Origin of the sequence: Methylobacterium mesophilicum (assembly GCF_022179445.1) — a bacterium.
In the GTDB taxonomy this organism is placed as follows: domain Bacteria; phylum Pseudomonadota; class Alphaproteobacteria; order Rhizobiales; family Beijerinckiaceae; genus Methylobacterium; species Methylobacterium mesophilicum.
Window position 1 is genome coordinate 31389 of record NZ_BPQU01000027.1, and the last position, 22271, is coordinate 53659.

General features: G+C 71.8%; 20 protein-coding genes and 2 pseudogenes. 9 read left to right on the top strand and 13 right to left on the bottom strand.

Going from position 1 to position 22271, the window contains the following annotated elements:
* Positions 1-46: 46 nt before the first annotated feature.
* Entirely contained in the window at positions 47-475 is a 429-nt protein-coding gene (locus tag MFF40_RS21775) for a Ros/MucR family transcriptional regulator (protein ID WP_147855695.1), read from the top strand.
* Positions 476-692: 217 nt separating this feature from the next.
* Here MFF40_RS21775 and MFF40_RS21780 read toward each other — a convergent pair whose 3' ends face one another.
* A complete protein-coding gene (locus MFF40_RS21780; protein ID WP_238262200.1) occupies positions 693-1718 on the bottom strand; it encodes a PAS domain-containing protein in 1026 nt (341 codons plus the stop codon).
* Between the two features lie 765 nt (positions 1719-2483).
* Between MFF40_RS21780 and MFF40_RS21785 the strand changes: the two genes are divergently transcribed.
* Together MFF40_RS21785 and MFF40_RS21790 are read left to right on the top strand one after the other, a co-directional pair.
* The gene (locus MFF40_RS21785) at positions 2484-3398 is read left to right on the top strand and encodes a sugar kinase (RefSeq protein ID WP_238262202.1); all 915 of its coding nucleotides are present in this window, start codon (positions 2484-2486) and stop codon (positions 3396-3398) included.
* Between the two features lie 240 nt (positions 3399-3638).
* Positions 3639-4439, top strand: a complete 801-nt coding sequence (locus MFF40_RS21790) for a DUF502 domain-containing protein (protein ID WP_238262204.1) — start codon at positions 3639-3641, stop codon at positions 4437-4439.
* A gap of 74 nt (positions 4440-4513) precedes the next feature.
* On the opposite strand, the gene MFF40_RS21795 is transcribed toward MFF40_RS21790, so the two are convergent.
* Complete coding sequence (locus MFF40_RS21795) at positions 4514-4837, bottom strand: hypothetical protein (protein ID WP_147857036.1); 324 nt, start codon at positions 4835-4837, stop codon at positions 4514-4516.
* Positions 4838-5146: 309 nt separating this feature from the next.
* Positions 5147-7366 carry an ATP-dependent DNA helicase RecG gene (gene recG, locus MFF40_RS21800; protein WP_238262206.1) on the bottom strand — a complete coding sequence of 740 codons (2220 nt, stop codon included), beginning with the start codon at positions 7364-7366 and terminating at the stop codon, positions 5147-5149.
* 107 nt (positions 7367-7473) lie between these two features.
* Here recG and MFF40_RS21805 point away from each other — a divergent pair, with 107 nt between their 5' ends.
* Positions 7474-8370, top strand: a complete 897-nt coding sequence (locus MFF40_RS21805; protein ID WP_147856715.1) for an alpha/beta fold hydrolase — start codon at positions 7474-7476, stop codon at positions 8368-8370.
* Between the two features lie 34 nt (positions 8371-8404).
* Here the strand turns inward: MFF40_RS21805 and MFF40_RS21810 are convergent, their stop codons facing one another.
* Together MFF40_RS21810 and MFF40_RS21815 are read right to left on the bottom strand one after the other, a co-directional pair.
* Positions 8405-8857 (bottom strand): type II toxin-antitoxin system HicB family antitoxin, encoded by a 453-nt coding sequence (locus MFF40_RS21810; protein WP_147856716.1) that lies wholly within the window; start codon positions 8855-8857, stop codon positions 8405-8407.
* Positions 8854-8961: pseudogene (locus tag MFF40_RS21815) on the bottom strand (type II toxin-antitoxin system HicA family toxin); the annotation flags it as partial. The pseudogene MFF40_RS21815 and the gene MFF40_RS21810, both read right to left, overlap by 4 nt.
* 586 nt (positions 8962-9547) lie before the next feature.
* On the opposite strand from MFF40_RS21815, the gene MFF40_RS21820 reads away from it, so the two are divergent.
* The gene (locus MFF40_RS21820; protein WP_238262208.1) at positions 9548-10762 is read left to right on the top strand and encodes a UbiH/UbiF family hydroxylase; all 1215 of its coding nucleotides are present in this window, start codon (positions 9548-9550) and stop codon (positions 10760-10762) included.
* A 206-nt stretch (positions 10763-10968) separates the two neighbouring features.
* Here the strand turns inward: MFF40_RS21820 and MFF40_RS21825 are convergent, their stop codons facing one another.
* Positions 10969-11313 carry a hypothetical protein gene (locus MFF40_RS21825; RefSeq protein WP_147899101.1) on the bottom strand — a complete coding sequence of 115 codons (345 nt, stop codon included), beginning with the start codon at positions 11311-11313 and terminating at the stop codon, positions 10969-10971.
* Between the two features lie 161 nt (positions 11314-11474).
* Positions 11475-12725 carry an AMP-binding protein gene (locus MFF40_RS21830; RefSeq protein WP_238262210.1) on the bottom strand — a complete coding sequence of 417 codons (1251 nt, stop codon included), beginning with the start codon at positions 12723-12725 and terminating at the stop codon, positions 11475-11477.
* A gap of 477 nt (positions 12726-13202) precedes the next feature.
* Between MFF40_RS21830 and MFF40_RS21835 the strand changes: the two genes are divergently transcribed.
* Positions 13203-13985, top strand: a complete 783-nt coding sequence (locus MFF40_RS21835; RefSeq protein ID WP_238262212.1) for an invasion associated locus B family protein — start codon at positions 13203-13205, stop codon at positions 13983-13985.
* A 165-nt stretch (positions 13986-14150) separates the two neighbouring features.
* Here MFF40_RS21835 and hspQ read toward each other — a convergent pair whose 3' ends face one another.
* Both hspQ and MFF40_RS21845 read right to left on the bottom strand, forming a co-directional pair.
* Positions 14151-14489 (bottom strand): heat shock protein HspQ, encoded by a 339-nt coding sequence (gene hspQ / locus MFF40_RS21840; RefSeq protein WP_147857737.1) that lies wholly within the window; start codon positions 14487-14489, stop codon positions 14151-14153.
* Positions 14490-14536: 47 nt separating this feature from the next.
* Positions 14537-15307, bottom strand: a complete 771-nt coding sequence (locus tag MFF40_RS21845; protein ID WP_147899577.1) for a DJ-1/PfpI family protein — start codon at positions 15305-15307, stop codon at positions 14537-14539.
* A gap of 52 nt (positions 15308-15359) precedes the next feature.
* On the opposite strand from MFF40_RS21845, the gene MFF40_RS21850 reads away from it, so the two are divergent.
* On the top strand, positions 15360-16343 hold the full coding sequence (locus tag MFF40_RS21850) for a GlxA family transcriptional regulator (protein ID WP_238262214.1): 984 nt from the start codon (positions 15360-15362) through the stop codon (positions 16341-16343).
* Positions 16344-16435: 92 nt separating this feature from the next.
* On the opposite strand, the pseudogene MFF40_RS21855 reads toward MFF40_RS21850, so the two are convergent.
* The 4 genes and pseudogenes from MFF40_RS21855 to MFF40_RS21870 all read right to left on the bottom strand — a co-directional run.
* Positions 16436-16702: pseudogene (locus MFF40_RS21855) on the bottom strand (endonuclease domain-containing protein); the annotation flags it as partial.
* Positions 16703-16940: 238 nt separating this feature from the next.
* Positions 16941-17990: an HpcH/HpaI aldolase/citrate lyase family protein gene (locus tag MFF40_RS21860; RefSeq protein ID WP_147857554.1), complete on the bottom strand. Its 1050-nt coding sequence runs from the start codon at positions 17988-17990 to the stop codon at positions 16941-16943.
* A 174-nt stretch (positions 17991-18164) separates the two neighbouring features.
* Positions 18165-19523 carry a DUF2778 domain-containing protein gene (locus MFF40_RS21865; protein WP_238262216.1) on the bottom strand — a complete coding sequence of 453 codons (1359 nt, stop codon included), beginning with the start codon at positions 19521-19523 and terminating at the stop codon, positions 18165-18167.
* 277 nt (positions 19524-19800) lie between these two features.
* Positions 19801-21120 (bottom strand): AmpG family muropeptide MFS transporter, encoded by a 1320-nt coding sequence (locus tag MFF40_RS21870; RefSeq protein ID WP_147899417.1) that lies wholly within the window; start codon positions 21118-21120, stop codon positions 19801-19803.
* 180 nt (positions 21121-21300) lie between these two features.
* Between MFF40_RS21870 and MFF40_RS21875 the strand changes: the two genes are divergently transcribed.
* Together MFF40_RS21875 and MFF40_RS21880 are read left to right on the top strand one after the other, a co-directional pair.
* Positions 21301-21744, top strand: a complete 444-nt coding sequence (locus tag MFF40_RS21875; protein WP_147899416.1) for an Xre family toxin-antitoxin system antitoxin — start codon at positions 21301-21303, stop codon at positions 21742-21744.
* Positions 21741-22265 carry an RES family NAD+ phosphorylase gene (locus tag MFF40_RS21880; RefSeq protein WP_147855995.1) on the top strand — a complete coding sequence of 175 codons (525 nt, stop codon included), beginning with the start codon at positions 21741-21743 and terminating at the stop codon, positions 22263-22265. The genes MFF40_RS21875 and MFF40_RS21880 overlap by 4 nt, the downstream gene beginning before the upstream one ends.
* Positions 22266-22271: the final 6 nt, after the last annotated feature.

Below are 22271 nucleotides of genomic sequence, written 5' to 3' on the forward strand. Positions count from 1 at the left end.
TCCCCTTCGGACTTGTAACGCCGCGGCAACCTGAAGCGAGGGGAACATGACGACTATCGAGCTGCACGAAAAGATGCCGGAACCGAACTACGACTTGATCAAGTGCACGGCTTCACTGGTCGCGGCTTATGTATCGCGGAACGCCGTCGGTGTTGGCGAACTGCCGGTTCTGATCGATCAGGTGCACACGGCGATCTCGGTGCTTCAGGGCAGCACCGCCGGCTCGACCTCGGCCTGGACCGGCCCGACGGCCGCGCAGATCGAGGCCTCGATCGGCCAGGACGGCCTGATCAGCTTCATCGACGGCCGTCCCTACAAGACGCTCAAGCGGCACCTCACCGCCCACGGCCTCACCCCCGAGCGCTACCGCGCCAAGTTCGGCCTGCCCGCCGACTACCCGATGGTCGCCCCGAGCTACGCCGAGCGGCGCTCGCAGATCGCCAAGGCGATCCAGCTCGGCCACAAGGTCGCCTGACTCAAGCGTGCGCGTCCCGGCGCGGACCGGGCCCCGGTTCGGGCCGACCGGACCGGTTGCGCGGGACGCGCACCTTGACCGCCCCGATGCCGGCTCTCGCACCGACTGGCATGCGGGTGCCCCCGGCGCAGATCCGGCGCCGCTTGCCGGCTGCCGCGCCCAGCAAGAAGCGGCCGAGGGCGGGCCGGCCCTTACGGCGGGTCCGCTCCCGAACCGCTCAGCGCCTGGCCACCGCCAGCGTGCCGTCATCCATCGGGATGAACCGGATGCCGGATCGGCGCAGCGCCGCGACGGCCTGAAGGCGCGATCGGCTACCCCGATGCTCGCTGTCCTCCTCCAGGCGCCGGACAGTGGAATGCGACAGGCCGCTGGCCTGGGCCAGGTCCATCATCGACCAGTCGAGCAGGGCGCGCGCGGCGCGCAGGTGGTGGCCGGTCACGCACTGATCGAGCCCCTCGCCCATAGCCGGCGCGATCGGCATGGGGCTTCGGACCGGGTGCTTCAGCCCGCAGCGGCCGAGATAGGTGCCATCCGGATCCCGGACCGGGACCGTGACGATCTTGAAATGCCAGAGCTCGCCGTTGGCGAGGCGCTCGTGGACCGTGCCCTGGAAGAACTGCCGCCGCTCGATCTGCGCCGCGGCCGCGTCCTGAAAGGCCTGCCGCTCTTCGGGAACGACCATGACGTAGGGATTGATGCAGATCTCCTCGTGCGAGACACCATGCACCTGCGCCACCTCGAAGGGGAACTCGAAGCGGCGATCGAGACCGAGCGCGAAGCACGCAATGTGCTCCGTCAGATACAGGGCCCCCCGCCGCCGCCGCTCCGCCTGGCGCATCAGCACCTGCTGCTCGCGGTCGGTGACGTCGAGGGCGGTGCCGTTCACGGCCACGGGCCTTCCGTCCCCGGAGAAGCGCGCCTCCATCATCAACGAGAGGATGCGGACCGTTCCGTTCGGGCGAATCACCCGGACGATCGTCTCGCGAGGGACGTGGCCCTGCCGGACATCGCCGAGCGACGGCAGCCGGTGCCGATCCTCCGGATGGACCAGGTTCAGGAGCAGGTCGTAATGCGCCTTGGCGGCATTCGGGACGAGGCCGAGCAGGCGGAAGAACCCCGGCGACCAGATCTGCTCGCCACCCGCGAGCACCCAGCTCCAGGCTCCGCTCAACCCCCGGCTCTCGGTGAGCGTCAGGAATTCCCCGGACGAGAATGTCAGCGCGCTGAGGGCGGAGTGAAACATCTCAATCCCTCTCGGGTCTATGCGTGGCCGCCATGGCGTCAGACCCATTCCGGTCGGACCGGGCCGGCCACAGGCTGTCGTTCGAGACCGGCCATCGCGCCGAAGGCCTCGCGCGAGGGGCTTCCCAAACGCCCGCAAAGCCGCGGCCCCGGCTTCCGGTTGCGTGCGATCGGGCCCCTCCTGTCCTGCACAAGAATCGAACTCATCCCGATACAAATCGATGCCGTTCGGATCTGCCGAGGTATCGACCCTCATAGGATATACAAATTCGCCTTCTGATTCACCCCGCTCGTTCGGTAGATCGGTTATGCATTATCGATGGTCTCGATCATTAGAGATCGATAAAATTTTCTGGAGACATTTTACAGTCGTGTATCTCGTGACTCATTCGCAGTGAATGACACCGGCCTCGACACGTAACAGATATGACTACGTGTTACGATTTCGATTTGAGTTCGGCAGCAATAATGTCCTTGCGATACGCCGGACGATAATCAGTTATGCTGTTGCCAGATTGAATTTTATGTTACCGATATTGTTCAAAGCGGATTTTCCGCTCCCCGATACGGTCTATGCCCTCGCCAACCTATGGATGTGCGCTGGGAGACGGCGCGCGACGCCCGCAAACCGGATGGCGGATCGGGTCGATGCGCGCCATCTCCAGACCGGTTCGCGTTCGCGCGGCGACCGCGCGATTGACAGGCCAGGCCGGACGGGGCCGGTCCTCCACCGGGCCGGTCGAGGCTCCGCACAGGGAGAAGCCGCATGAGGGTCGCCTGCGTCGGCGAGTGCATGGTCGAGTTGTCGGAGCGGCCGGACGGGAGCCTGGTCCGCGGCTTCGGCGGCGACACGCTCAACACCGCCCTCTACCTCGCCCGCCTCGGCGTGACGGTGGATTACGTGACCGCCCTGGGGGATGATCCCTGGAGCGACGCGATGGTGGAAGCCTGGGGCCGCGAGGGCATCGGCCTCGAGCGGGTCCGCCGCCTGCCGGGCCGGATGCCGGGGCTCTACATCATCCGCACCGACGACGCGGGCGAACGCAGCTTCCATTACTGGCGCGACAGCGCCGCCGCCCGGGACCTGTTCTCGGAACCGGGCGCCGCCGAGACGCGCGCCGCCCTGGAGGCCGACGACCTCGTCTACGTCTCCGGGATCAGCCTGTCGCTCTACGGCGAGGCCGGCCGCGCGGCGCTCGCCGAGACCCTGGCGGCCCTGCGCGCCCGGGGCGGGCGGGTCGCGTTCGACACCAATTACCGGCCCCGCGGCTGGCCGGACTGGGAGGTGGCCCGGGCGGCGTTCCGCGCAGCCCTGGCGCAGGCGGACCTGATCTTCGCCTCGGTGGAGGACCTGGACTGGCTGTTCGGCGAGGCGGGCGACGAGGAGGTGCTGCGCCACCGCGGCCGTGCCGAGATCGTGCTCAAGACCGCGGACGGCCCGGTCCCGGTCGCCCGGGTGCTGCACGGGACGTCGGACACGAAGGTGCCGGCCGGCCCGGTGGACCGGGTGGTCGACACGACGGCCGCGGGCGACAGCTTCGCGGCCGGCTACCTCGCGGCGCGCATCGCCGGGCTGGCCCCGGAGGCAGCCGCCGCCGAGGCGCACCGCCTGGCGGGCGCCGTGATCGGGCATCGCGGCGCGGTGATCCCCCGGGAGGCGATGCCGGCCCTGGCCTTCTGAGTATCGGGTTTCCAAAGGGCTTTGCCCTTTGGCCGGGTTCGGGGGTGGGCCCCTGAAGAGCAGCAGGGCTCCGCCCTGCACCCGCAAAGGTCGACGACCTTTTGGGTCCGGGACCTTTCCGTCGGGTCACATGCGGCCCGCCGCCCTTGAGGCTTACAAGCGCAGCCGCTACCTGTGCCCTCGGGGGACCGATCGCCCCCAGGCAGGATCGCCGCACGTCCAGCGGCCGAGAGGGCACCCGTGGCGCCGAGTTCCCCGCCGATTCAGGCTCCCGAGCCCGACGCATCCGCGCCTGGCCCCGCCACCCCGAAGACGCGCGTCAGCGCGCGGGGACGGCTGCGCACCTATTTCCTCACCGGCGTCATCGTGGCCGGCCCGCTGGCGATCACCGCCTACATCACGTGGTGGTTCATCGCGCTGATCGATTCGTTCGTGAAGCCGCTGGTGCCGGCGAACTACCTGCCGGACCATTACCTGCCGTTCTCGATCCCCGGCCTCGGCCTCGTCATCGCGTTCCTGGCGGTGACGCTGCTGGGCTTCCTCACCGCCAACCTGGTCGGCCGCTCGGTGATCGAGTTCGGCGAGGTGCTGCTGGCCCGCACCCCGGTGATCTCCGGCCTGTACAAGGGCCTGCGCCAGATCTTCGAGACCCTGTTCTCGGCCAACGGCACCTCGTTCCGCACGGTCGGCCTGGTCGAGTTCCCGGTGAAGGGCACGTGGTCGGTGGTGTTCCTGTCGGCGCCGGCCTCCCCGGAGGTCGAGGGCGCGCTCCAGGCCCGGAACGCCGCCGGCGCCGACGAGATGGTCGGCGTGTTCCTGCCCTGCGCGCCCAACCCGACCACGGGCTTCTTCTTCTACCTGCCGCGCTCGGCGGTGGTGGAGTTGCATATCAGCGTCGACGACGCGGCCAAGCTGGTGATGTCGGCCGGCGTGATCCAGCCGGAGGACCCGCAGGGTCGGCTCCATGCCATGGCGGCGTCCCTGCGGACGGCGCAGCAGGCGGGCGACACGGCGGCCCACCGGGAGCCGCAGGACGCGTGAGGCCCAACGGAAAGGGCCGCCCCGCGCGCGCGGGACGGCCCTGAAATCCGTCGGTCAGCCTGAATTCGTGCGGCTCAGCGCTGCAGCGAAGCCGTCTGCGGCGCGATGGTCGGCGGCGTGGCCTGGGCGACCGTCACGGCGCTGCGGGTCGGAGTCGGGGTCCAACCGGTGGCGCACTGGATGGTCAGGGCCAGGCCCAGCGCGATGCAGAGCCCGTTGGCGGCCAGCCAGAAGGGACGCGCGGCCCGCCGGACGGCGGCCTGCAGATCCTCCGACGTCTTCGTCACCGCTGCGACGGCGCCGTCCGAGATCGGCAGCAGCCAAGGCTCGGTCGGCAGGGCTTGGATACCGGCCATCTCGTGGGAGCCCGGCAGGTTTTGGAACAGTCCGTTCGACATGTCCGTCCTCCAGATTCGTCCGTGATGTCCCGGCTTACCGGGCCATTCGTTCATCTACAGTTAAGGGACGATTGTGGCTGATGCAAGGTCAAGGCCCCTGCCTACGCGCTCTCCCGCCGCCTCTAAGGCCCCGGCGAAGCTTCCGCGCGCAGAACCAAGCTCCTGATCAAGAACATCTTTTTCGGACAAGCGTGCCTGTCATGCATCAGCGGACGGTTCCGTGCGTCATGTTCCCTAGCGCACATGACCGGGGCGGCGCTTTTCTGAACGGCGGCCTTTCCTGAACGGCGCCGTTCAGGAAACTCTTGGTCAGCCAGCCCCGATCAGCCGGATCGCGGCGTCGCGCTCGAACAGGTAGAGCAGCACCCGCAGCGCCTGCCCGCGCGGGCTCTTCAGGCCGGGATCGCGCTCGACGATCATCCGGGCGTCGTCCCGGGCGGCCACGAGCAGGTCGCCGTCGCTCTCGAGCCGCGCCAGCCGGAAGGCGGCGAGGCCCGACTGACGGGTGCCGAGCACCTCGCCCTCGCCGCGCAGCTTCAGGTCGGCCTCGGCGATGCGGAAGCCGTCCTCGCTGTCGCGCATCATCTCCAGCCGCGCCCGCGCCACCTGCCCGAGCGGCCCGCGGTAGAGCAGCAGGCAGGACGACGCCTTGGAGCCGCGTCCGACCCGGCCACGGAGCTGGTGCAGTTGCGCCAGGCCGAACCGCTCGGCATGCTCGATCACCATGATGGTCGCCTCGGGCACGTCGACCCCCACCTCGACCACCGTGGTCGAGACCAGGACCTTGGTCTCCCCGGCGGCGAACCGGGCCATGGCGGAATCCTTCTCGGGGCCCGGCATCTTGCCGTGGATCAGCCCGACCGCGTCGCCGAAATGCTGTTTCAGGTCGTCGAAGCGCTCGGCCGCGGCGGCGAGGTCGATGAACTCGGATTCCTCCACGAGCGGGCAGATCCAGTAGACCCGCTCCCCCGTGGCGATCGCCCGGGCGAGCCCCGCCACGACCTCGTCGATCCGCTCGGTCGGCAGGGTGAGGGTGCGGATCGGCTGGCGGCCGGCGGGTTTCTCGTCGAGGACCGAGACGTCCATGTCGCCGAAGAAGGTCAGCGCCAGGGTGCGCGGGATCGGCGTCGCGGTCATGACCAGAAAATCGACTGCCTCACCCTTGGCGCCCAGCGCCAGGCGCTGGTGGACGCCGAACCGATGCTGCTCGTCGACCACCGCCAAGCCGAGATCGCGAAAGGTCACCGCCTCCTGGAACAGGGCGTGGGTGCCGACCAGGATGTCGATCTCGCCCGCCGCGAGGGCGGCGAGCGTGCTCTTGCGCTCCGAGGCCCGGTCGCGGCCGGTCATCAGGCGCAGGCGCAGACCGCCGGCCAGCGGCTGCAGCCGCTCGAAATGCTGCCGCGCCAGGATCTCGGTGGGCGCCATCAGGGCGGCCTGCCGCCCGGCCTCGACGGCCGAGGCCAGGGCGAGCAGGGCCACCGCGGTCTTGCCCGAGCCGACATCGCCCTGGAGCAGGCGCAGCATCCGGCGCGGGGCGGCCAGATCCGCGCGGATCTCCGCCACCGCCCGGGCCTGGGCGCCGGTGAGCGCGAAGGGCAGGGCGGCCTGGATGCGCCCGCTCAGCGCCCCGTCGCCGGCGTTGACCCGGCCGGCCTTGCGCCGCTGCCGGGCCCGCATCAGGGCGAGCGCCAGCTGCGAGGCGAGCAATTCATCGTAGGACAGGCGCCGCCGGGCCGGGGTGGCGGGCGGCGGCTGAAGCGGATCCTCGGCCTTCGGGAGGGGCTCCTCGGGGCGGTGCTCGACGCGCAGCGCATCCGCGAAGGCCGGCAGGCGGTTCTTCTCCAGCCAGGCCGGATCCTGCCATTCGGGCAGGGTCGGCAGCCGGTCGAGGGCCGCCACCGCGAGCTTGTTGATCGCCCGGGAGGTCAGCCCCTCGGTGGCGCCGTAGATCGGCTCGACGGCGGGCAGCTCGGCGAGGCCGGCCTCGTCCACGATCCGGGATGGGTGGACCATCTGGCGGGTGCCGTCCCACAGGTCGATCCGGCCGGTGATGTAGCGATGGGCGCCCAGCGGCAGCATCTTCTCCACCCGGGCGCGGGGCATGCCGAAGAACACCAGGGAGATGTCGCCGGTGGAATCCTCCACCAGCACCCGGTGCGGGCGCTTGCCCGACCCGATCTGGGCCGGACGGTGGGCCACCACGGTGACCCCGACGGTCACCGGCTCGCCCACGGGCGCTTCGCTGACCGAGCCCATCAGCCGGCGCGGGACGCCGCCCTGGGGCAGGTGGAACAGCAGGTCCACGATCCGGGCCTCCCGCTCGGGCGTGCCGAGCAGTTTTTCGATGAGCGGGGCCATCTTGGGGCCGACGCCCGGCAGGGCGCGGGCCGGGGCGAACAGGGGATCGAGGATGCTCGGACGCAGCAGCGGCGCGCGGACGGCCTCGCCCTCCGGCGCCTCGGCGTCCGGGTCGTTCACCGCCGCGTCCCGGAGGGCGGCGTCCTGAGTCGCGCGTGCATCTGTCATGGTGGCTCGGCGGACATCCTGCCGGAGCCGCCTTATCATCCCGTGCATCCCGGCGCGCCAGTGCGGCGCAAGGGACACGGGCCCAGGGGACGGAGGCGACCGAGCGCATGGCCAAGGATTGCGCCACCGATTTTCTGCCGGGCTTCGACCGGCACCGAATCGAGACCGAACCCGGCGTGACGATCCACGCCCGCTCCGGGGGCTCCGGGCCGCCGGTCCTGCTGCTGCACGGCCACCCGCAGACCCTGTCGACCTGGCTCCACGTCGCCCCGCGCCTGGCCGAGCGCCGCACCATCGTGGCCATGGACCTGCGCGGCTACGGCGATTCGGACAAGCCCCCGGGCGGCGAACGCCACGCGGCCTACGCCAAGCGCGCCATGGCGGCGGACGCGGTGGCGGTGATGCGCGCGCTCGGCCACGACCAGTTCGCCCTCGTGGGCCACGATCGCGGCGGCCGCGTCGCCCACCGCCTGGCCCTGGACCATCCGGAGCGGGTCGAACGCCTGGCCCTGTTCGACATCGCCCCCACGGCGACGATGTACGCCCGCACCGACAAGGCCTTCGCCACCCGGTACTTCTGGTGGTTCTTCTTCATCCAGCCGCATCCGCTGCCCGAAACGCTGATCGGTGCGGACCCGGAATACTTCCTGCGCCACCACATCGAGGGCCAGTCCAAGACTCCGGGCTCGACCCCGCCGGACCTCGTTTCGGAATACCTGCGCTGCTACAGTGATCCGGCCTGCCGCCACGCGATCTGCGAGGATTACCGGGCGGCGGCGGGCATCGACCTGGAGCACGACGCGGCCGATGCGGACGCCCGGATCACGGCGCCGCTGCTGGCGCTCTGGGGGGCGCAGGGCACGGTCGGCCAGACCTACGACGTGCTGGAGACCTGGCGCGAGAAGGCCACGAACGTCTCGGGCCGGGCGCTCGATTGCGGGCACACGCTGCAGGAAGAGAGGCCGGAGGAAGTTTTTCGCGAACTCTCGGCGTTCCTCGGGTGAACCGGCGCGTTCGGACGATGCAAAAGGGCGGCGCTCAAGCCACCGGCACGCTCTGCACGCTCAGCTCGTAGCCGAGCGCCCGGTAGGCCGCATCGAACTGTGCCGTCCGGGTCTGATGATCGAGCCTGAACAGCCGGTCGACGCTCTCCCGGTTCCAGCCGAGCTGGCGCTGCAGCTCGGCGCGCGTGATGCCTTTGCTCCGCAGCATCCGGTAGAGCATCACCTTGAGGTCGGTCTGCAACGGCAGCTTCACCCAAGTCCTGATGACGCGTCCGTCCCGAGCGTCGGGGGCCTCGACCGGCGCCGGTGCGGGTATGTCCTCGTTGCGGGCGATGCGCGCCGCCAGGGCTTCCTCCAGGGCCCCCAAGCCGTGCACGGGAAGGGCGGCCGGATCCTCGACATACGTCGTGATCTCGGGAAAGGCCGCACAGGTCGTGAGGTACGTCCCGTTGTCGTCGGCTTCGAGATCGAAGATGTAGCCAGTCACTTGAGGTCCAACGGCTTCAGGATGCGGTTGACGAGACTCGTACCGAGTTCCTTCCGGCCGCCATGCATCGGGATCTGCGACACCCGATCGCCGCGCCGGACCGTGAGATGGCCCGAGCCACCCTTGTGGTTCTCGAACGTGCAGCCCTTCGCGGCGAGGAGCCCTACGGCCTACACAGGTTTCGACCGTAGCCGTGATCATGCCGTGAGCGCAGAAGGCGCGGGTCCCCTCTCCCGTGCGGGAGAGGGACAGGGTGAGGGATGCGCGCTTTCCGGAAAACCCTGGTCCCTCACCCCAGCCCTCTCCCGCACGGGAGAGGGGGCGCGTCGCGGTCTGAACCAACGCCTGCGCCTCAAACCTATGTAACCCGCAGGCAAGGAGCCTGCGGAGTTCGCTCGCATTCATGCAGATATCGGTCGTTCCACAGATGCGTGGAAGTCCACAGAACTGTGGATTTTCGATCTCCTATCAATGTTGGTCCGCGTGCGGCCGCGTCCTACCTCGCGAGCGGGGTCTCCACCGGGCAGGCCAATCGCTCGGTGGCCTGCGGCGCCGTGGCGGCGGCGATCAGGATTGGCAGGATGACCGGAAGACTCAGATAAGACCCGTCCCATAAGGACGACTCGGCCGAGATGGCCGAACCGACCGGGATCACGGGCGCGGGCGGTTGGAAAGATAACGTCGGGCAGCATGTCAGAAGTGGCCAACACACCTTTCGACGTCGCCGTGGTGGGCGCGGGAGCCGCGGGGCTGTCCGCCGCCTTGGCGAGCGCCCAGGCCGGCATCCGGACCGCCCTGGTCGGCCGTCACGCCCCCGTGGCGGACGGGCGCACGGTCGCGCTGCTGGACGGCTCGGTGCGCTTCCTGGAGGCTCTGGGCGCCTGGGAGGCGGTGGCACCGCAGGCCAGTCCGCTGTGCACCCTGCAGATCATCGACGACACCGGCAGCCTGTTCCGGCCGCCGCCGGTGCGCTTCCAGGCCGCCGAGATCGGGCTGGACGCCTTCGGCTGGAACGTCGAGAGCGCCCGCCTGGTCGAGAGCCTGCGCATCCGGGCCCGCGCCCAAGCGAATCTCACCCTGGTCGAGGCGGATGCGGCCGGCGCCGTCCCCGGCGAGGCGGTCTCGCGCCTGACGCTCGCGGATGGCGGTACGGTCGCGGCGCGGCTGGTGGTGGGTGCCGACGGGGGCCGCTCCCCGCTCCGGGCCGCCAGCGGCGTGCGCGTGCGCGACTGGACCTACCCGCAGAGCGCCATCACCACGATCCTGGCGCATGAGCGCCCGCACCGGGACGTCTCCACCGAGTTCCACACCCGCTCCGGCCCGTTCACCCTGGTACCGCTGCCGGGCGGCCACCGGTCGAGCCTTGTCTGGGTCACCGGGGAGGGCGCCGCGCGGCGCCTCGCGGCCCTGGACGACGCCGCCCTGGGCCAGGCGGTGGAGCGTCAGGCCCGGGCGATGCTCGGCGCGATGCGGATCGACGGCCCCCGGGGCCTCGTGCCGATGCGCGGCCTGTCCGTGTCGAGCCCGGTGGCGCAGCGCCTGGCGCTCGTCGGCGAGGCGGCCCACGTCTTCCCGCCGATCGGCGCGCAGGGCCTCAATCTCGGCCTGCGCGACGCCGCCGCCCTGCGCGACCTGCTGGTGGCCGCATCCCGCGATGGCCGCGATCCCGGCGGCCGGCCGGTGCTCGACGGCTACGCCCGGAGCCGCCGCCTCGATGCCGCGGCCCGCACCGCCGCGGTCGACCTCCTCAACCGCAGTCTGCTCACCGACCTCGTTCCGGTCGACGCGCTGCGGGGCCTCGGGCTGCTGGCGATGTCGCATCTCGGTCCGCTCCGGCGGATCGTGATGCGCGAGGGCGTGCTGCCGCGGCTCGGCGCGCCGGAATTGATGCGCGGCGCGCGCTGAGCGCGTTCTCTCGATGGGAGTTGGGCGGACACGTGGTGACCTTGGCCGCATCGAACGCAATCGTTCGGGCGTGCCATCCTGGTCCGTCAACGCGAGCGCGGCGAAGCGACTCAAGAATGCGCCCGATTCGGGCGACGGCGCGCTGCCCTAGCTTGCTTCGCTGCGCGCGCAACAACGGTGGCGAGGCTTCGGGCGAAGGGGTCTCTTCAGAGGTCCGGCTGGGCGGCCACGTAGGCGCCGAGGCGGGTGGCGAGGTCGACCGGGCCGCCGGCCCGGCCCTCGGCCGCGTCGCCGATCAGGAGGACCGGGATGCCGCGGTCCCGCAGCTGGGCGCGCAGGCGTGCGGCGCGGCGGGCGTAGGCCGGGTCCCGACGGGTCGGGGCCTGGAGCAGCACCGCCGCGGGGCGGGCGATCACGGCCAGCACGTCGTCCGCCGCCTCCATCGAGGCGGTGACGCTCGCGTAGCCGAGGTTGGCCAGCTCGCCCGAAAGGGACCGGTCCACGGCGCGAACACCGTCATCGACCACGAGCACTTGTTGCAGCGCACCCATAGGCTTGAGCGGTACCTCATGAAGCGGGGCTTGGGAAGATAGCCAGAACCACAATCCGAAGCGAAACCCGCGAAGGAGCGGATCGGATCCGTCCGGTTGTGTGCGCCTGCGAGATTATCCGCCGCGCCTGAGCGCGGGATGAACCGAAAGCGGTCCGCGGTTCAGGCCGTCTCGACCCCGGTCACGGTCCCGCCGGCCCAGACCGGCCCGTAGCCCGAACGCCGCCAAGCCTGCGGGTCCTGGTCGGGGACGCCGCCGCGGGGGAGGGGCGCCGCCGCGCAGGCCAAGCCGCGATAAGCCAAGCCGCGATCCAGGAGCGCGAGATCGAGGAGCGCCCGGGGCAGGGGCGCCCGCTCCGGATCGGCCAGGGTCGCGGCCAGGTCGCGGCCGCCCGGTCGCGTGAGGACCACGTCCTCGCCGAACACCAGCGAATCGAGGCGGCGCGGGCCGGCCGATTCGGCGACGGGGCCCGGGATCAGGTGCGCGGGCGCCCGGTGGACCACGTGGAGGGCCCGCACGGTCCAGGGCAGGGGCAGGGCGGCGAGCGCCGCCTCGATCAGGGACGGGACCACGAGCCGGGTCGGCACCGGCCGCATCAGGCCGGCGCGGAACCCCGCCTCGTCGAAGGGAATCACGGTCTCGAGGCTGGCCCCGGCCGCCAGCGCCGCGCCGAGGCCGGTGACCAGCCCGCGCAGGTCGTGGGCCGGCAGGAGCGTCAGGATCCGTTCGTCCGCCGTCACCGGCAGGACGTCGAGGTGGGCGTCGATCGCCGCGGCGAACGCCGCCGCGCTGCGGTAGACCGGCCGGCCCGGGTCGCCCGCCACGAAGGTCACGAGGCCGCGGCTCGCCACCGGCTCGGCGACCCCGCGTTCCAGGGCCATCGCGTCGAGGCTGATCACGCCGTCCGGGACGCCGGGCCCGAAGGCGGCGAGGTAGCGCAGGCCGAAATGGCCCATGGCCGCCTGGGCGAGGTCCTCGGCCGGACGGCGCGCCCCGCGGCGGCCCTCCGTCAGCACCGCGACCAGGCCGGCGGACGCGATCCCGGCCGAGAGCTGCCCGGCATCCCAGAGGGCGGGCATCGGGCAGGGCAGGTGGCCGGCCGCCTCGACGGCCAGGTGGGCGAGGGCCGATTCGGCGCCGCCGGAGAACCACAGGCCGACCCGGCTGCCCGCGGGCAGCCGCCAGGCGCCGATCCCGCGCGCGAGCCGGCCGACGATCTCCGCCGCCGCCGCGTAGGTCCAGGTGATCGGCGGGCGCCCGCACCACGCCGCCCGGTCCCCCGAATCACGCAGGGCCGTGCGCTGCGGGCCGGACCGGGCCGCCGCGAACAGGCTGGCGGACAGCCCGCCGGACCGCGCGGACGCGTCCGGCGCGGCGTCGGCATTCCTCTCCGCCACCGCGAACGCGCTCAATCCGCCCCCCGCTCGAACCGCAGATCCATCCGCATGGTCGTCCGACCATGGTTAACCGGCGCCTAAGAGGCGACCACTTGAGACCGGCTCCCTTGGGCGAGGCTGTCGCCGCGCCGCGGCCGCGGATCCGCGCGGCGCCCGGGGGCCGTGCACGCGGGCGCGGGCAACGTCGCGCTTGCGGCCGGGGAGGCAGGAGCCTATCGGAGGCCGCTGCGGCACGACGCGCTCCGAGGGGCGCGCGATGCCGTGGTGTCATGCCTTCGCCTCATTCGGAGGGGACAGGCAGGCCGCCCGGTCGCCGGGGCGAGGGATGCGCGCATGAGGCGCCCATCCTCGCCCGATGGTCGGACCGATTCATCCGGAGCCCCGGGAGGCACGCCACGGCGCTGCGTGCCCGGGCGGTCCGGCGGACCAGCCCGTCAGGCCGGCTCCGCATTCCGCAAGCCACACCACGTTTCTCCAAAGGGGTCAGAGCCGATGTCCTTCACCCGCCCCGCGACGCTGGCACGCGCCGCCCTCCTCGGCCTTGCGGGCCTCGGCCTCGCGGCCGCCCCGGCGCTGTCCCAGGCGAAGAAGCCCGCGGCCCCCGCGCCGACCGCGCCCGCCCCCACCGCGCCGAACACCCCGGCCGCCAACACGCCGGCCGGCGCCGCCGCGCAGACCGGTCCCCAGATCGTGACCGTGAAGTCCGAGCCGAGCCAGGCCGACTGGACCAAGGTCTGCGGCAAGGACCAGGGCTCCGGCACCGACATCTGCTACACGACGCGCGACTTCGTGTCCGACCAGGGCCAGCCCGTGCTGGCGGTGGCCGTCTACGAGATGAAGAACGCCGCACAGAAGCAGGAAGTGCGCGTGGTGCGCTACCTTCTGCCGCTCGGCCTGCTGCTGCAGCCGGGCATCCGCTTCAACGTCGACGGCCAGGCCGCGACCCCGGGCCGCTTCGCGGTCTGCTTCCCGAACGGCTGCTTCGCCGAGGCCGGCGGCGTCGATGCCGGCGTCGTCGCCGCGATGAAGAAGGGCACGACCCTCAACGTCTCGGTCCAGAACCAGACCCAGCGCGAAGTCACCTTCGCGGTGCCGCTGGCCGGCTTCGGCAAGGCCTTCGACGGCCCGGCCATCGACCCGAAGGTCCTGGAAGAGCAGCAGAAGAAGCTGCAGTCGGAGCTGGAGAAGCGCTCCGAGGACATGCGCAAGAAGCTCGAGCAGCAGGGCAGCGCCGCCCCGGCGGCCGGCGCCGCCCCCGCTCCGGCGGCGAAGTAACGCCGCAGCGGATCGCGATCGGGGCCGGACCGCGAGGGCCGGCCCCTTTTTCATGCGCGATCGCCGGCGCCGGGATTCGGGGGCTCCCAAAGGGCTCGCCCTTCGGGAGCCCGGACCTCGGAAGGACGGACTCGGCCGGCTCCTTCGAAGACCGTCGAAAAAAAATCAGTTCCGGACGCGGTCGCGCACGCGGTAGCCGCCGGCCGCGTCGCGCTCGAACATCTCGGCGATGCCGGCATGGCGCAGCGCCTCGCCGGAGGTGTCCGGCAGGAGGTTCTGCTCGGACACGTAGGCGACGTACTCGGTCTCGGCGTTCTCGGCGAGCAGGTGGTAGAACGGCTGGTCCTTGCGCGGCCGGACATCCTCGGGGATCGCCAGCCACCATTCCTCGGTGTTGTCGAACACCGGGTCGACGTCGAACACGATACCCCGGAACGGGTAGATCCTGTGACGCACCACGGCGCCGATCGCGAACTTCGCGGTTCTCAGTGTTACGTCCGTCATGACTCTGCCCGCCCAGAGCGGACAGATAGGACCGATGCCGAGGCGTGTCACCGGGCCGGTGTCATCTCCTGGTGACCGAGGTGTGATTCGGCAGGTCCCGGCTCCGGGATGCCGAGTTCGGCCGCGATCGCCCGGGCGGTGGCCTCGCGCCGGGCGGTGATCCCGGCCGCCGCCTCCCGGGCCTGCGCCAGGATCGCCGGCGGGGCGCCGCGCGGCGTGCCGCTGTCGAAGGGCGGCTCCGGGGCGTATTGCATGCCGAGCTGGATCAGCCGGGCGGCATCGTCGCCGCGCAACTCGGCCGCGAGCTGCAGCGCGCCGTCGATCCCCGCGGTGACCCCGGCGGCGAACAGCCAGGTGCGGCCGTCGGCATCGGGGTCGATCACCACCCGCGCGTCCACCGCCTCCGCCCCGAACCAAGGCAGCAGGTGGACCGCGTTCCAGTAGGTCGTCGCCCGCCGCCCGACCAGCAGCCCCGCCGCCCCGAGCAGCAGCGCGCCGGTGCAGACCGAGAAGACGTGGGAGGCGCCCGAGGCCTGGCTGCGGATCCAGCCGAGCACGGCGGCGTCGCGCATCAGCGCCTCCTGGCCCTGGCCGCCGGGGATGTGCAGCACGTCGAGGCGCGGCGCCTGCGCCAGGGTGGCGTCGGGGGTGATCCGGAGGCCGCGCAGGTCGCGCACCGGGTCCAGGCTCGGCCCGTAGATCCGGTAGGTCGCATTGGGGATCCGCGACAGGACCTCGAACGGCCCGGTGAGGTCGATCTGGTCGAGCCCCTCGAACAGGAGCGAACCGATCTGCAGATGGGTCTCGGGGGGAATCATGCGGGCCTCCGCGCTGGACAGGGAGACCCTACCGCGCCACGGTCTGGCCGAGATGCCAAAGACCCCTCGTTTCTCGCCAGATACCCCGCGCCCCGTGGAGCTGCTGGCCTTCCCGGCGGTGCAGCTCCTCGACGTCGCCGGGCCGCTCCAGGTCTTCGCCACGGCGAACGACCTGAGCGGCGGGCTCGCGCCCTACGCGCCGCGGGTGATCGCGGCCGGCGACGGGGCGCTCACCGCCTCGGCCGGCCTGCGGCTGGTGGCCGACCCGCTGCCGGAGCGCGGCGCGCCGGTGGACACCCTGATCGTCGCGGGCGGGCCCGGCGTCACGGCGGCCTGCGCCGACCCGGCGCTGGTGGCCTGGGCGCGGGACCGGGCCGGGTGGGCGCGCCGGGTCGCCTCGGTCTGCACGGGCGCGTTCCTGCTCGGGGCCACGGGATTCCTCGACGAGCGGCGGGCGGTGACCCACTGGAAGCATTGCGGTGCCCTGGCCCGGCGCTATCCGCTGGCCCGGGTCGAGCCCGACCCGATCTTCGTGCAGGACGGCCCGGTCTGGACCTCCGCGGGCGTCACCGCGGGGATCGACCTGGCGCTGGCCCTGGTCGAGGCCGATCTCGGCCGCGACCTCGCCCTGGCGGTGGCGCGCCACCTCGTGATGTTCCTGAAGCGCCCCGGCGGGCAGGCGCAGTTCAGCGCGGCCTTGGCCCTGCAGGCCGGGGAGGACCGCTTCGCCGCCCTGCACGCCTTCATCGCCCAAAACCTGTCGGGGGATCTGTCGCTCCCGGCCCTGGCGGAGGCCGCCGGGATGAGCGAACGCAGCCTGAGCCGGCACTACCGGGAGGCGACCGGCCTCACCCCGGCCAGGGCCGTGGAGCGCCTGCGGATCGAGGCGGCCCGGCGGGCGCTCGCCGAGACCGCGCAACCGGTGAAGCGCATCGCCCGGACCTGCGGCTTCGGCTCCGAGGAGACCCTGCGGCGCAGCTTCCTGCGGCACGTGGCGGCGACGCCGCAGGCGTATCGGGCGCGGTTCGGGGGGTGAGGGGGGGGCACACCGGATCGCCGGACGGGAGCAGCCCAGATGGTCTCGCGCACGCCGTCGAGATCCTGGTGGATGTCGGCATTCAGGATGCGCAGCAGGGCGAAGCCGCAGGCTTCGATGATTTTCGTGCGTGCGGCATCGTAGACAAGCTCATGCCCGGTCGAATGCGTCGCGCCATCGACCTCCACCACGAGCCTCGCCTCGACACAGGCGAAATCCACGATGAAGCGGTCGATCGGATACTGGCGGCGGAACTTCCAGCCATTGAGCGCGCGGTTCCGCAGGACGCGCCAGAGCTTGGCCTCGGCGGCGGTCTGTGTCCGCCGGAGATGGCGTGCCCGGGAAATCGATCTGCTCACCGGGTCGTCTCAACGGCACGGCACCGAATCGACGGGATGATACCGGATCAGGACGAAGCGCGGGTCCCCTCTCCCGTGCGGGAGAGGGACAGGGTGAGGGATGCGACCTCTCCGGAAAGACCTGGCCCCTCACCCCAGCCCTCTCCCGCACGGGAGAGGGGGCGCGTCGCGACCTTCAAAAGCCAGTGCAGTTCCCTGGAACGGGCCACACCTCCCCGGCATCGCCCCCCCCCGCGCGCTACCCCAGCTGATACACCGCCGCCAGTTCCGGATCCTTCGCGGCGACCAGCTTGGCCAGGTCCACGATGACCTTGGCCTGCTTCCAGGTGGCGTCGTCCTGCATCTTGCCGTCGAGCATCACGGCGCCGGTGCCGTCGGGCATGGCCGCGACGATGCGGGCCGCGAACGCCACCTCGGCGGGGTCGGGGGCGAAGACGCGCTTGGCGATCGTCACCTGGCTCGGATGCAGCGTCCAGGCGCCGGCGCAGCCCATCAGGAAGGCGTTGCGGAACTGCGCCTCGCAGGCATCGCCGTCGGAGAAGTCGCCGAACGGGCCGTAGAACGCCTTGATGCCGTTGGCCATGCAGGCGTCGACCATCTTGGCGATGGTGTAGTGCCAGAGGTCCTGCTGGGCGGTGGCCCGGGGCGCGTCGCCCGCGGGATCGCTGAGCACCCGGTAATCCGGGTGGCCGCCGCCGACCCGGGTGGTCTTCATGCCGCGCGACGCCGCCAGGTCGGCCGGGCCGAGGCTCATGCCGTGCATCCGCGGAGAAGCCGACGCGATGGCGTCGACGTTGGCCACGCCCTCGGCGGTCTCCAGGATCGCGTGGATCAGGATCGGCTTGGTCACCCCGTGCCGGGCCTCGAGCTGGGCGAGCAGCTGGTCGACGTAGTGGATGTCCCACGGCCCCTCGACCTTGGGCACCATCACGACGTCGAGCTTGGATCCCACCTCGGCGACGATGGTGAACAGGTCGTCCAGGATCCAGGGCGAGTTGAGGGCGTTGATCCGGGTCCAGAGGCCGGTGCCGGTGGCGGCGAAGTCGGTCGCCTGCGCCATGGCGACGAAGCCCTTGCGGGCCGCCTCCTTCTGGTCGGCCGGGACCGCGTCCTCCAGGTTGCCCAGCACCACGTCCACGGTGCCGGCGAGCTCGGGCACCCGGGCGCGGACCTTGTCGTTGTGGGGCGGGACGAAGTGGATCATCCGCTCCAGCCGCACCGGCAGCTCGCGGAACGGGGCCGGCGCGCCGGTGGCGAGGGGCTGGAAGAAGCGGCGGGGCAGTTTCATGATGGGCCTCTTGTAACGGGCTTGGCGTCTGGCCCCGTTAAGGCAGGCTTGGGCCGGCGCGTAAAGGCACCCATCGCCAGAGCACCCTCCGACTTTGGGGGCAGCCGCCCGGAGCCGTTCCCGGCCGTCGTGCAATCGGGACCGGCCCGCCATCCGCGCTGTGACGCGCGCGCGTCAGCCCCGCCGGCCCGGGCGGTCGGCCATGCCGACCCGGCTGCCGAAGAAGTCGCCCCGGCTGCCGGCCACCACCACGAGGCGGCGGACCTCGCCCCGGAGGAACGCCTGCAGGAAGCGGTTGTAGTCGCGGAACGAGACGCAGCCGTTCGAGGCGCCGGGCTGGCGCAGCATGTAGGTGTGGGCGAGCAGGCCGTCGCGGCCGTGGATCGCGCGGCTGCCGCCGACCGGGTTGAGGCGGATCGCCCGGACCCCGTGGAACAGGCGCTCGCGCTCGGTCAGGTCGTAGGTGCCGGGGGGCGTCGAGCCGCGCATGCGCAGGTGGACGTAGCGCGGGTCGTCCATGGCCTCGCCGAGGCCGGAATGGGCCTCCAGCACATCGCCGGAGGGGAGGGTCACGGTGCGGGCGGTGATGTCGTAGACGGCGGTGCCGGCGACGGATTCGGGGGCAGCGCTGATCCGGGTGCGCGGCGCCTCCTGGGGCAGGGCGTCCGGGCTGGCATAGGCGAGCGCCTGACGCGACTCCGCGCGGGGCGCGGCGGCGCCGACGCCGAACAGCGTCTCGAGGAAGGACGGCTCCTCCGCCATGGCGGCGCGGAACACGTCGCGGGTGCGGGGCAGGGCGCGGGCCGCCACCCGGGGGGCCGGGGCCACGGCCGGGCGCCGCAGCTCGGACGGACGGGCCACCGGCAAGGGGACGAGATTGGGGACGAGGCTCGGCGCGAGGGCGGCGGGGGTCGGCTCGGCGGCGGCGACCCGGACCGGCGCGGCTGCCTTGGCGGGCACGGCGGCCGCCTGCGCGATCGGGGCTTGGACGACGGGAGCGGGGGCCGGCTCGGCCGACGCCATCCGGGCCTGGACCACCTTGCGGGCGACCCGCTGGGCGATCTCCCGGACCGCCGGGGACGGTTCGGCCACCGCGACCTGGAAGGACGCGGCCGGGGGCGGCGCCCCGAAGGCTGTGGCGGCGCCGGAGCCGAGCGCCGGGCTCGGATCGAGCATCCAGGCGATGCTCGGCCGCGGCGCGGGCCGGGATGCGGGGGCGGGCTGCGCCTCGGCGACCGGGGCGGTCTCGCTCCCGGTAGTCGACCAAGTGATCGGCAGGCCGTGCGGCAGGGTCAGGACGGTCCAGCCGGCCATCGACAGGGCGGCCAGCGAGATCAGCGCCGTGAGCCGGGCGCGGCGGCGGGCCCGCCGCATGGCGCTCGGGTAGGGCGCCCGGCCCGGGGGCGCGTAAGACGCCTCGTAGACGAGGCGCGGATAGGGCGCCGGCCCGGGGGCCGGGAGAGGGGCCGCGAATGGGGCCGCGAAACAGGCGGCATCGCGGTACGCGGGTCGGGAATACGCAACCTGGGCCATGCGGGAACTCGCGTACGCGCTTCCCCGTATGGCAGCCGTCGCCGTTCGCCCGCGGAGGCTTTTTCCGCGCACGTGGCCTGGGCTGCCCGTCTGGGGAGGACATCAACCGTCCAGCCCATTAGGCCTCGGCGTGGTTAATCTTGGCTAAAGAGCCGGCAACGCCGGACGCACCGCCCTGGAACACGCTCGGACGGCGTGCGGAACACCGGACACGCGCCCCGAAAAGCGGTCGCCGACGCGCGAAGACTGAGGAGACCGTCCGCTCGTCTGCAGGCCGTTACCGGGCCGGCGCCTCCATCGGCCCGTGGCGGCGCGCCACCAGGAGACACAGCAACGCCACCGGCACGCCGATCAGCGAGGTGCCGACGAAGAACCACGCGAAGCCGGTCCACTCGATCACGAAGCCCGAGAACCCGGCGAGCACGCTTCCCGGGAGGGCGCAGAGCGAGGTCAGCAGGGCGTACTGGCTGGCCGCGTGCTCGGTGGCCGCGAGCCGGGACATGTAGGTGATCAGCACGATCGACGCGAAGGCGTAGGCGAAGCCGTCGATCCCGACCGTGACCGCGAAGGTCCAGAACGCCGCCCCGCCATGGCCGCCGTGCCAGGCGAGGTAGGCGAGCGCCAGATGCGAGGCCGAGGCCACCACGGTGCCGATCAGCAGGCTCGCCATCATGCCGATCCGCGGGATGATGGCGCTCGCCAGGAAGGTGCCGCCCAGCGCGATCCAGAAGCCGAACAGCTTGGTCACCGTGGCGATGTCGGTGTTGGTGTAGCCCAGCGTCTTGAACAGCGGGATCGCCATGGTGCTCGACACGTAGCCGGGCATCCGGAAGCCAGCCACCAGCGCGAGCACCGGCACCGCCAGGGGGCCGAGGCGGGCCAGCAGGTCGCGGATCGGCGCCCAGACGGTCTCGACGAAGCCGCCGGGCGGCAGCGGCGCGGCGGGGGGCTCGGGGGCCAGCAGCGCCGCGATCGTGCCGGGGGCGAGCAGCACCGCCATGCACAGGTAGGCGGCGCGCCAGCCGTAGGCGTCGGACAGGTAGAGGGCGCCGGCCCCGGCCGCGAGGTTGCCGACCCGGTAGCCGATCTCCGACCAGGACGACATCAGCGCCTGCCGCTCGGGCGGCGCCGCGGTGATGCGCCAGCCGTCGATCACCACGTCCTGGGTCGCCCCCGCCACCCCGAGCGCCAGGGAGAACGCCACCGTCCAGGCGAGCCAATGCGCCGGATCGCCGAACGCCACCCCGGCGAGCGCCAGCGCCACCAAGATCTGGGTGGCGACGATCCAGCCCCGCCGGCGCCCGAGCCAGCGCCCGAGCAGGGGCGCGTCGTGCCGATCGAGGAACGGCGCCCAGAGGAACTTGAGCTTGTACGCGATGGTCAGCTCGCTCATCAGCCCGATCGTCGCCAGCGGCACCTTGGCCTGGACCAGCCAGGCCGACTGCGTCGCGTAGACGAGCAGGAACGGGATGCCCTGCGCGAAGCCCAAGCCCAGCATCGCCACGACCCGCCGGTCGGTGAACAGGGGCGTCAGGAAGGCGTGGTTTTCGGATCTTTTCGAGGCTGACGCGCCGGTGGCCTGCGCCGGGTTTGCCATCTGCGCGTCTCCTGGGGGTGCCCGGGCACAGAGCCAGAGACGGGCGGACGGCGCAACGCCTGTCACCCAGCCGGCGCCGAGCGGGTCTTCCATGGGTCGGACGGAAAGGCCGGTGAGCGACAGCTTGCTCACGTTTCACATGAGCCATAAATCAGGCTCATGTGAAACGGAGACCCTGCCATGACGAACAACGCCCAGCTGGTCGATCTGCTCGGTGTCGGCCCGTCGCCGTCGGGCCCCGTGTCGACGAGCGAGATCGTCAGACAGGTCAGGGAAGGCCTACCCGTCCAGGCGCTCGAGCGGGTCGCCTCCGCGGTCGCCCCCAAAGACCGCAATTTCCGGTTCAGCGTCGTGAAGAAGGCGACGCTGACGCGGCGGAACGCGCCGCAGGCGGGCTCCGCACGCCTCTCCGAGTTGGAAGGCGCGAAGGTCGTTCGGCTGGCGCGCGTCTGGGCGCTGGCCTGCGAGGTGTGGAAGGACGAGGACGCCGCGCGCGCATTCCTGCACCGTCCGCATGCTCTGCTGGAAGGGCGCCCCCCGATCGATATCGTGATGGAATCGGAATTCGGCGGTCCGCGCGTCGAGGCTATCCTGGGACGTCTCCAGGTCGGTTCCGTCGCGTGACCGCGCAGAAGCTCGACCGCGTCCAGAAGGCTTACCGGATCGGCGACCCCGCGGGGGCCTATCCGATCTTCGATGCGACGGGTTCGAGCCTCTATCCCGGTCGCTGGAACACGGCAGGCAGCCCCGTCATCTACGCGTCGACTGACTACGCGACGGCCATGCTGGAGAAGCTCGTCCACGGCAGCGGATCGCTTCCACCGAACCAGCACTACATCGAGATCATCCTCTCGGCCGGGCTATCCTACGAGACCGTGAACGTCACGGCCTTGCCGGGCTGGGATGCCCAAGACCCGTCCGTCGCCCAAACGTATGGGGAGGCCTGGTTTCGCGCGAACCGTTCGCTGCTCCTCTTCGTCCCCAGCGTCGTCGCGCGCGTCGCCGAGAACGTCCTCATCAATCCGACGCATCCGGAATTCCGCCTGGTCTCCCACGGCCGGCATATCCCCGTGCCATGGGATGATCGGCTGTTCGCGAGGGCTCAGCCCGCAGTGGCGGGAGACGAGGACGCCGCCCTGGAGTGACGCCCC

Excerpts from the sequence above, each read along its gene's own strand:
- MFF40_RS21845 (WP_147899577.1), bottom strand. The coding sequence starts at position 15,307 with ATGATTCCCCCCGAGACCCATCTGCAGATCGGTTCGCTCCTGTTCGAG.
- MFF40_RS21780 (WP_238262200.1), bottom strand. The coding sequence starts at position 1,718 with ATGTTTCACTCCGCCCTCAGCGCGCTGACATTCTCGTCCGGGGAATTC.
- MFF40_RS21805 (WP_147856715.1), top strand. The coding sequence starts at position 7,474 with ATGGCCAAGGATTGCGCCACCGATTTTCTGCCGGGCTTCGACCGGCAC.
- MFF40_RS21825 (WP_147899101.1), bottom strand. The coding sequence starts at position 11,313 with ATGGGTGCGCTGCAACAAGTGCTCGTGGTCGATGACGGTGTTCGCGCC.
- MFF40_RS21795 (WP_147857036.1), bottom strand. The coding sequence starts at position 4,837 with ATGTCGAACGGACTGTTCCAAAACCTGCCGGGCTCCCACGAGATGGCC.
- MFF40_RS21785 (WP_238262202.1), top strand. The coding sequence starts at position 2,484 with ATGAGGGTCGCCTGCGTCGGCGAGTGCATGGTCGAGTTGTCGGAGCGG.
- MFF40_RS21870 (WP_147899417.1), bottom strand. The coding sequence starts at position 21,120 with ATGGCAAACCCGGCGCAGGCCACCGGCGCGTCAGCCTCGAAAAGATCC.
- MFF40_RS21860 (WP_147857554.1), bottom strand. The coding sequence starts at position 17,990 with ATGAAACTGCCCCGCCGCTTCTTCCAGCCCCTCGCCACCGGCGCGCCG.
- MFF40_RS21875 (WP_147899416.1), top strand. The coding sequence starts at position 21,301 with ATGACGAACAACGCCCAGCTGGTCGATCTGCTCGGTGTCGGCCCGTCG.
- recG (WP_238262206.1), bottom strand. The coding sequence starts at position 7,366 with ATGACAGATGCACGCGCGACTCAGGACGCCGCCCTCCGGGACGCGGCG.
- MFF40_RS21865 (WP_238262216.1), bottom strand. The coding sequence starts at position 19,523 with ATGGCCCAGGTTGCGTATTCCCGACCCGCGTACCGCGATGCCGCCTGT.
- MFF40_RS21850 (WP_238262214.1), top strand. The coding sequence starts at position 15,360 with ATGCCAAAGACCCCTCGTTTCTCGCCAGATACCCCGCGCCCCGTGGAG.
- hspQ (WP_147857737.1), bottom strand. The coding sequence starts at position 14,489 with ATGACGGACGTAACACTGAGAACCGCGAAGTTCGCGATCGGCGCCGTG.
- MFF40_RS21820 (WP_238262208.1), top strand. The coding sequence starts at position 9,548 with ATGTCAGAAGTGGCCAACACACCTTTCGACGTCGCCGTGGTGGGCGCG.
- MFF40_RS21775 (WP_147855695.1), top strand. The coding sequence starts at position 47 with ATGACGACTATCGAGCTGCACGAAAAGATGCCGGAACCGAACTACGAC.
- MFF40_RS21835 (WP_238262212.1), top strand. The coding sequence starts at position 13,203 with ATGTCCTTCACCCGCCCCGCGACGCTGGCACGCGCCGCCCTCCTCGGC.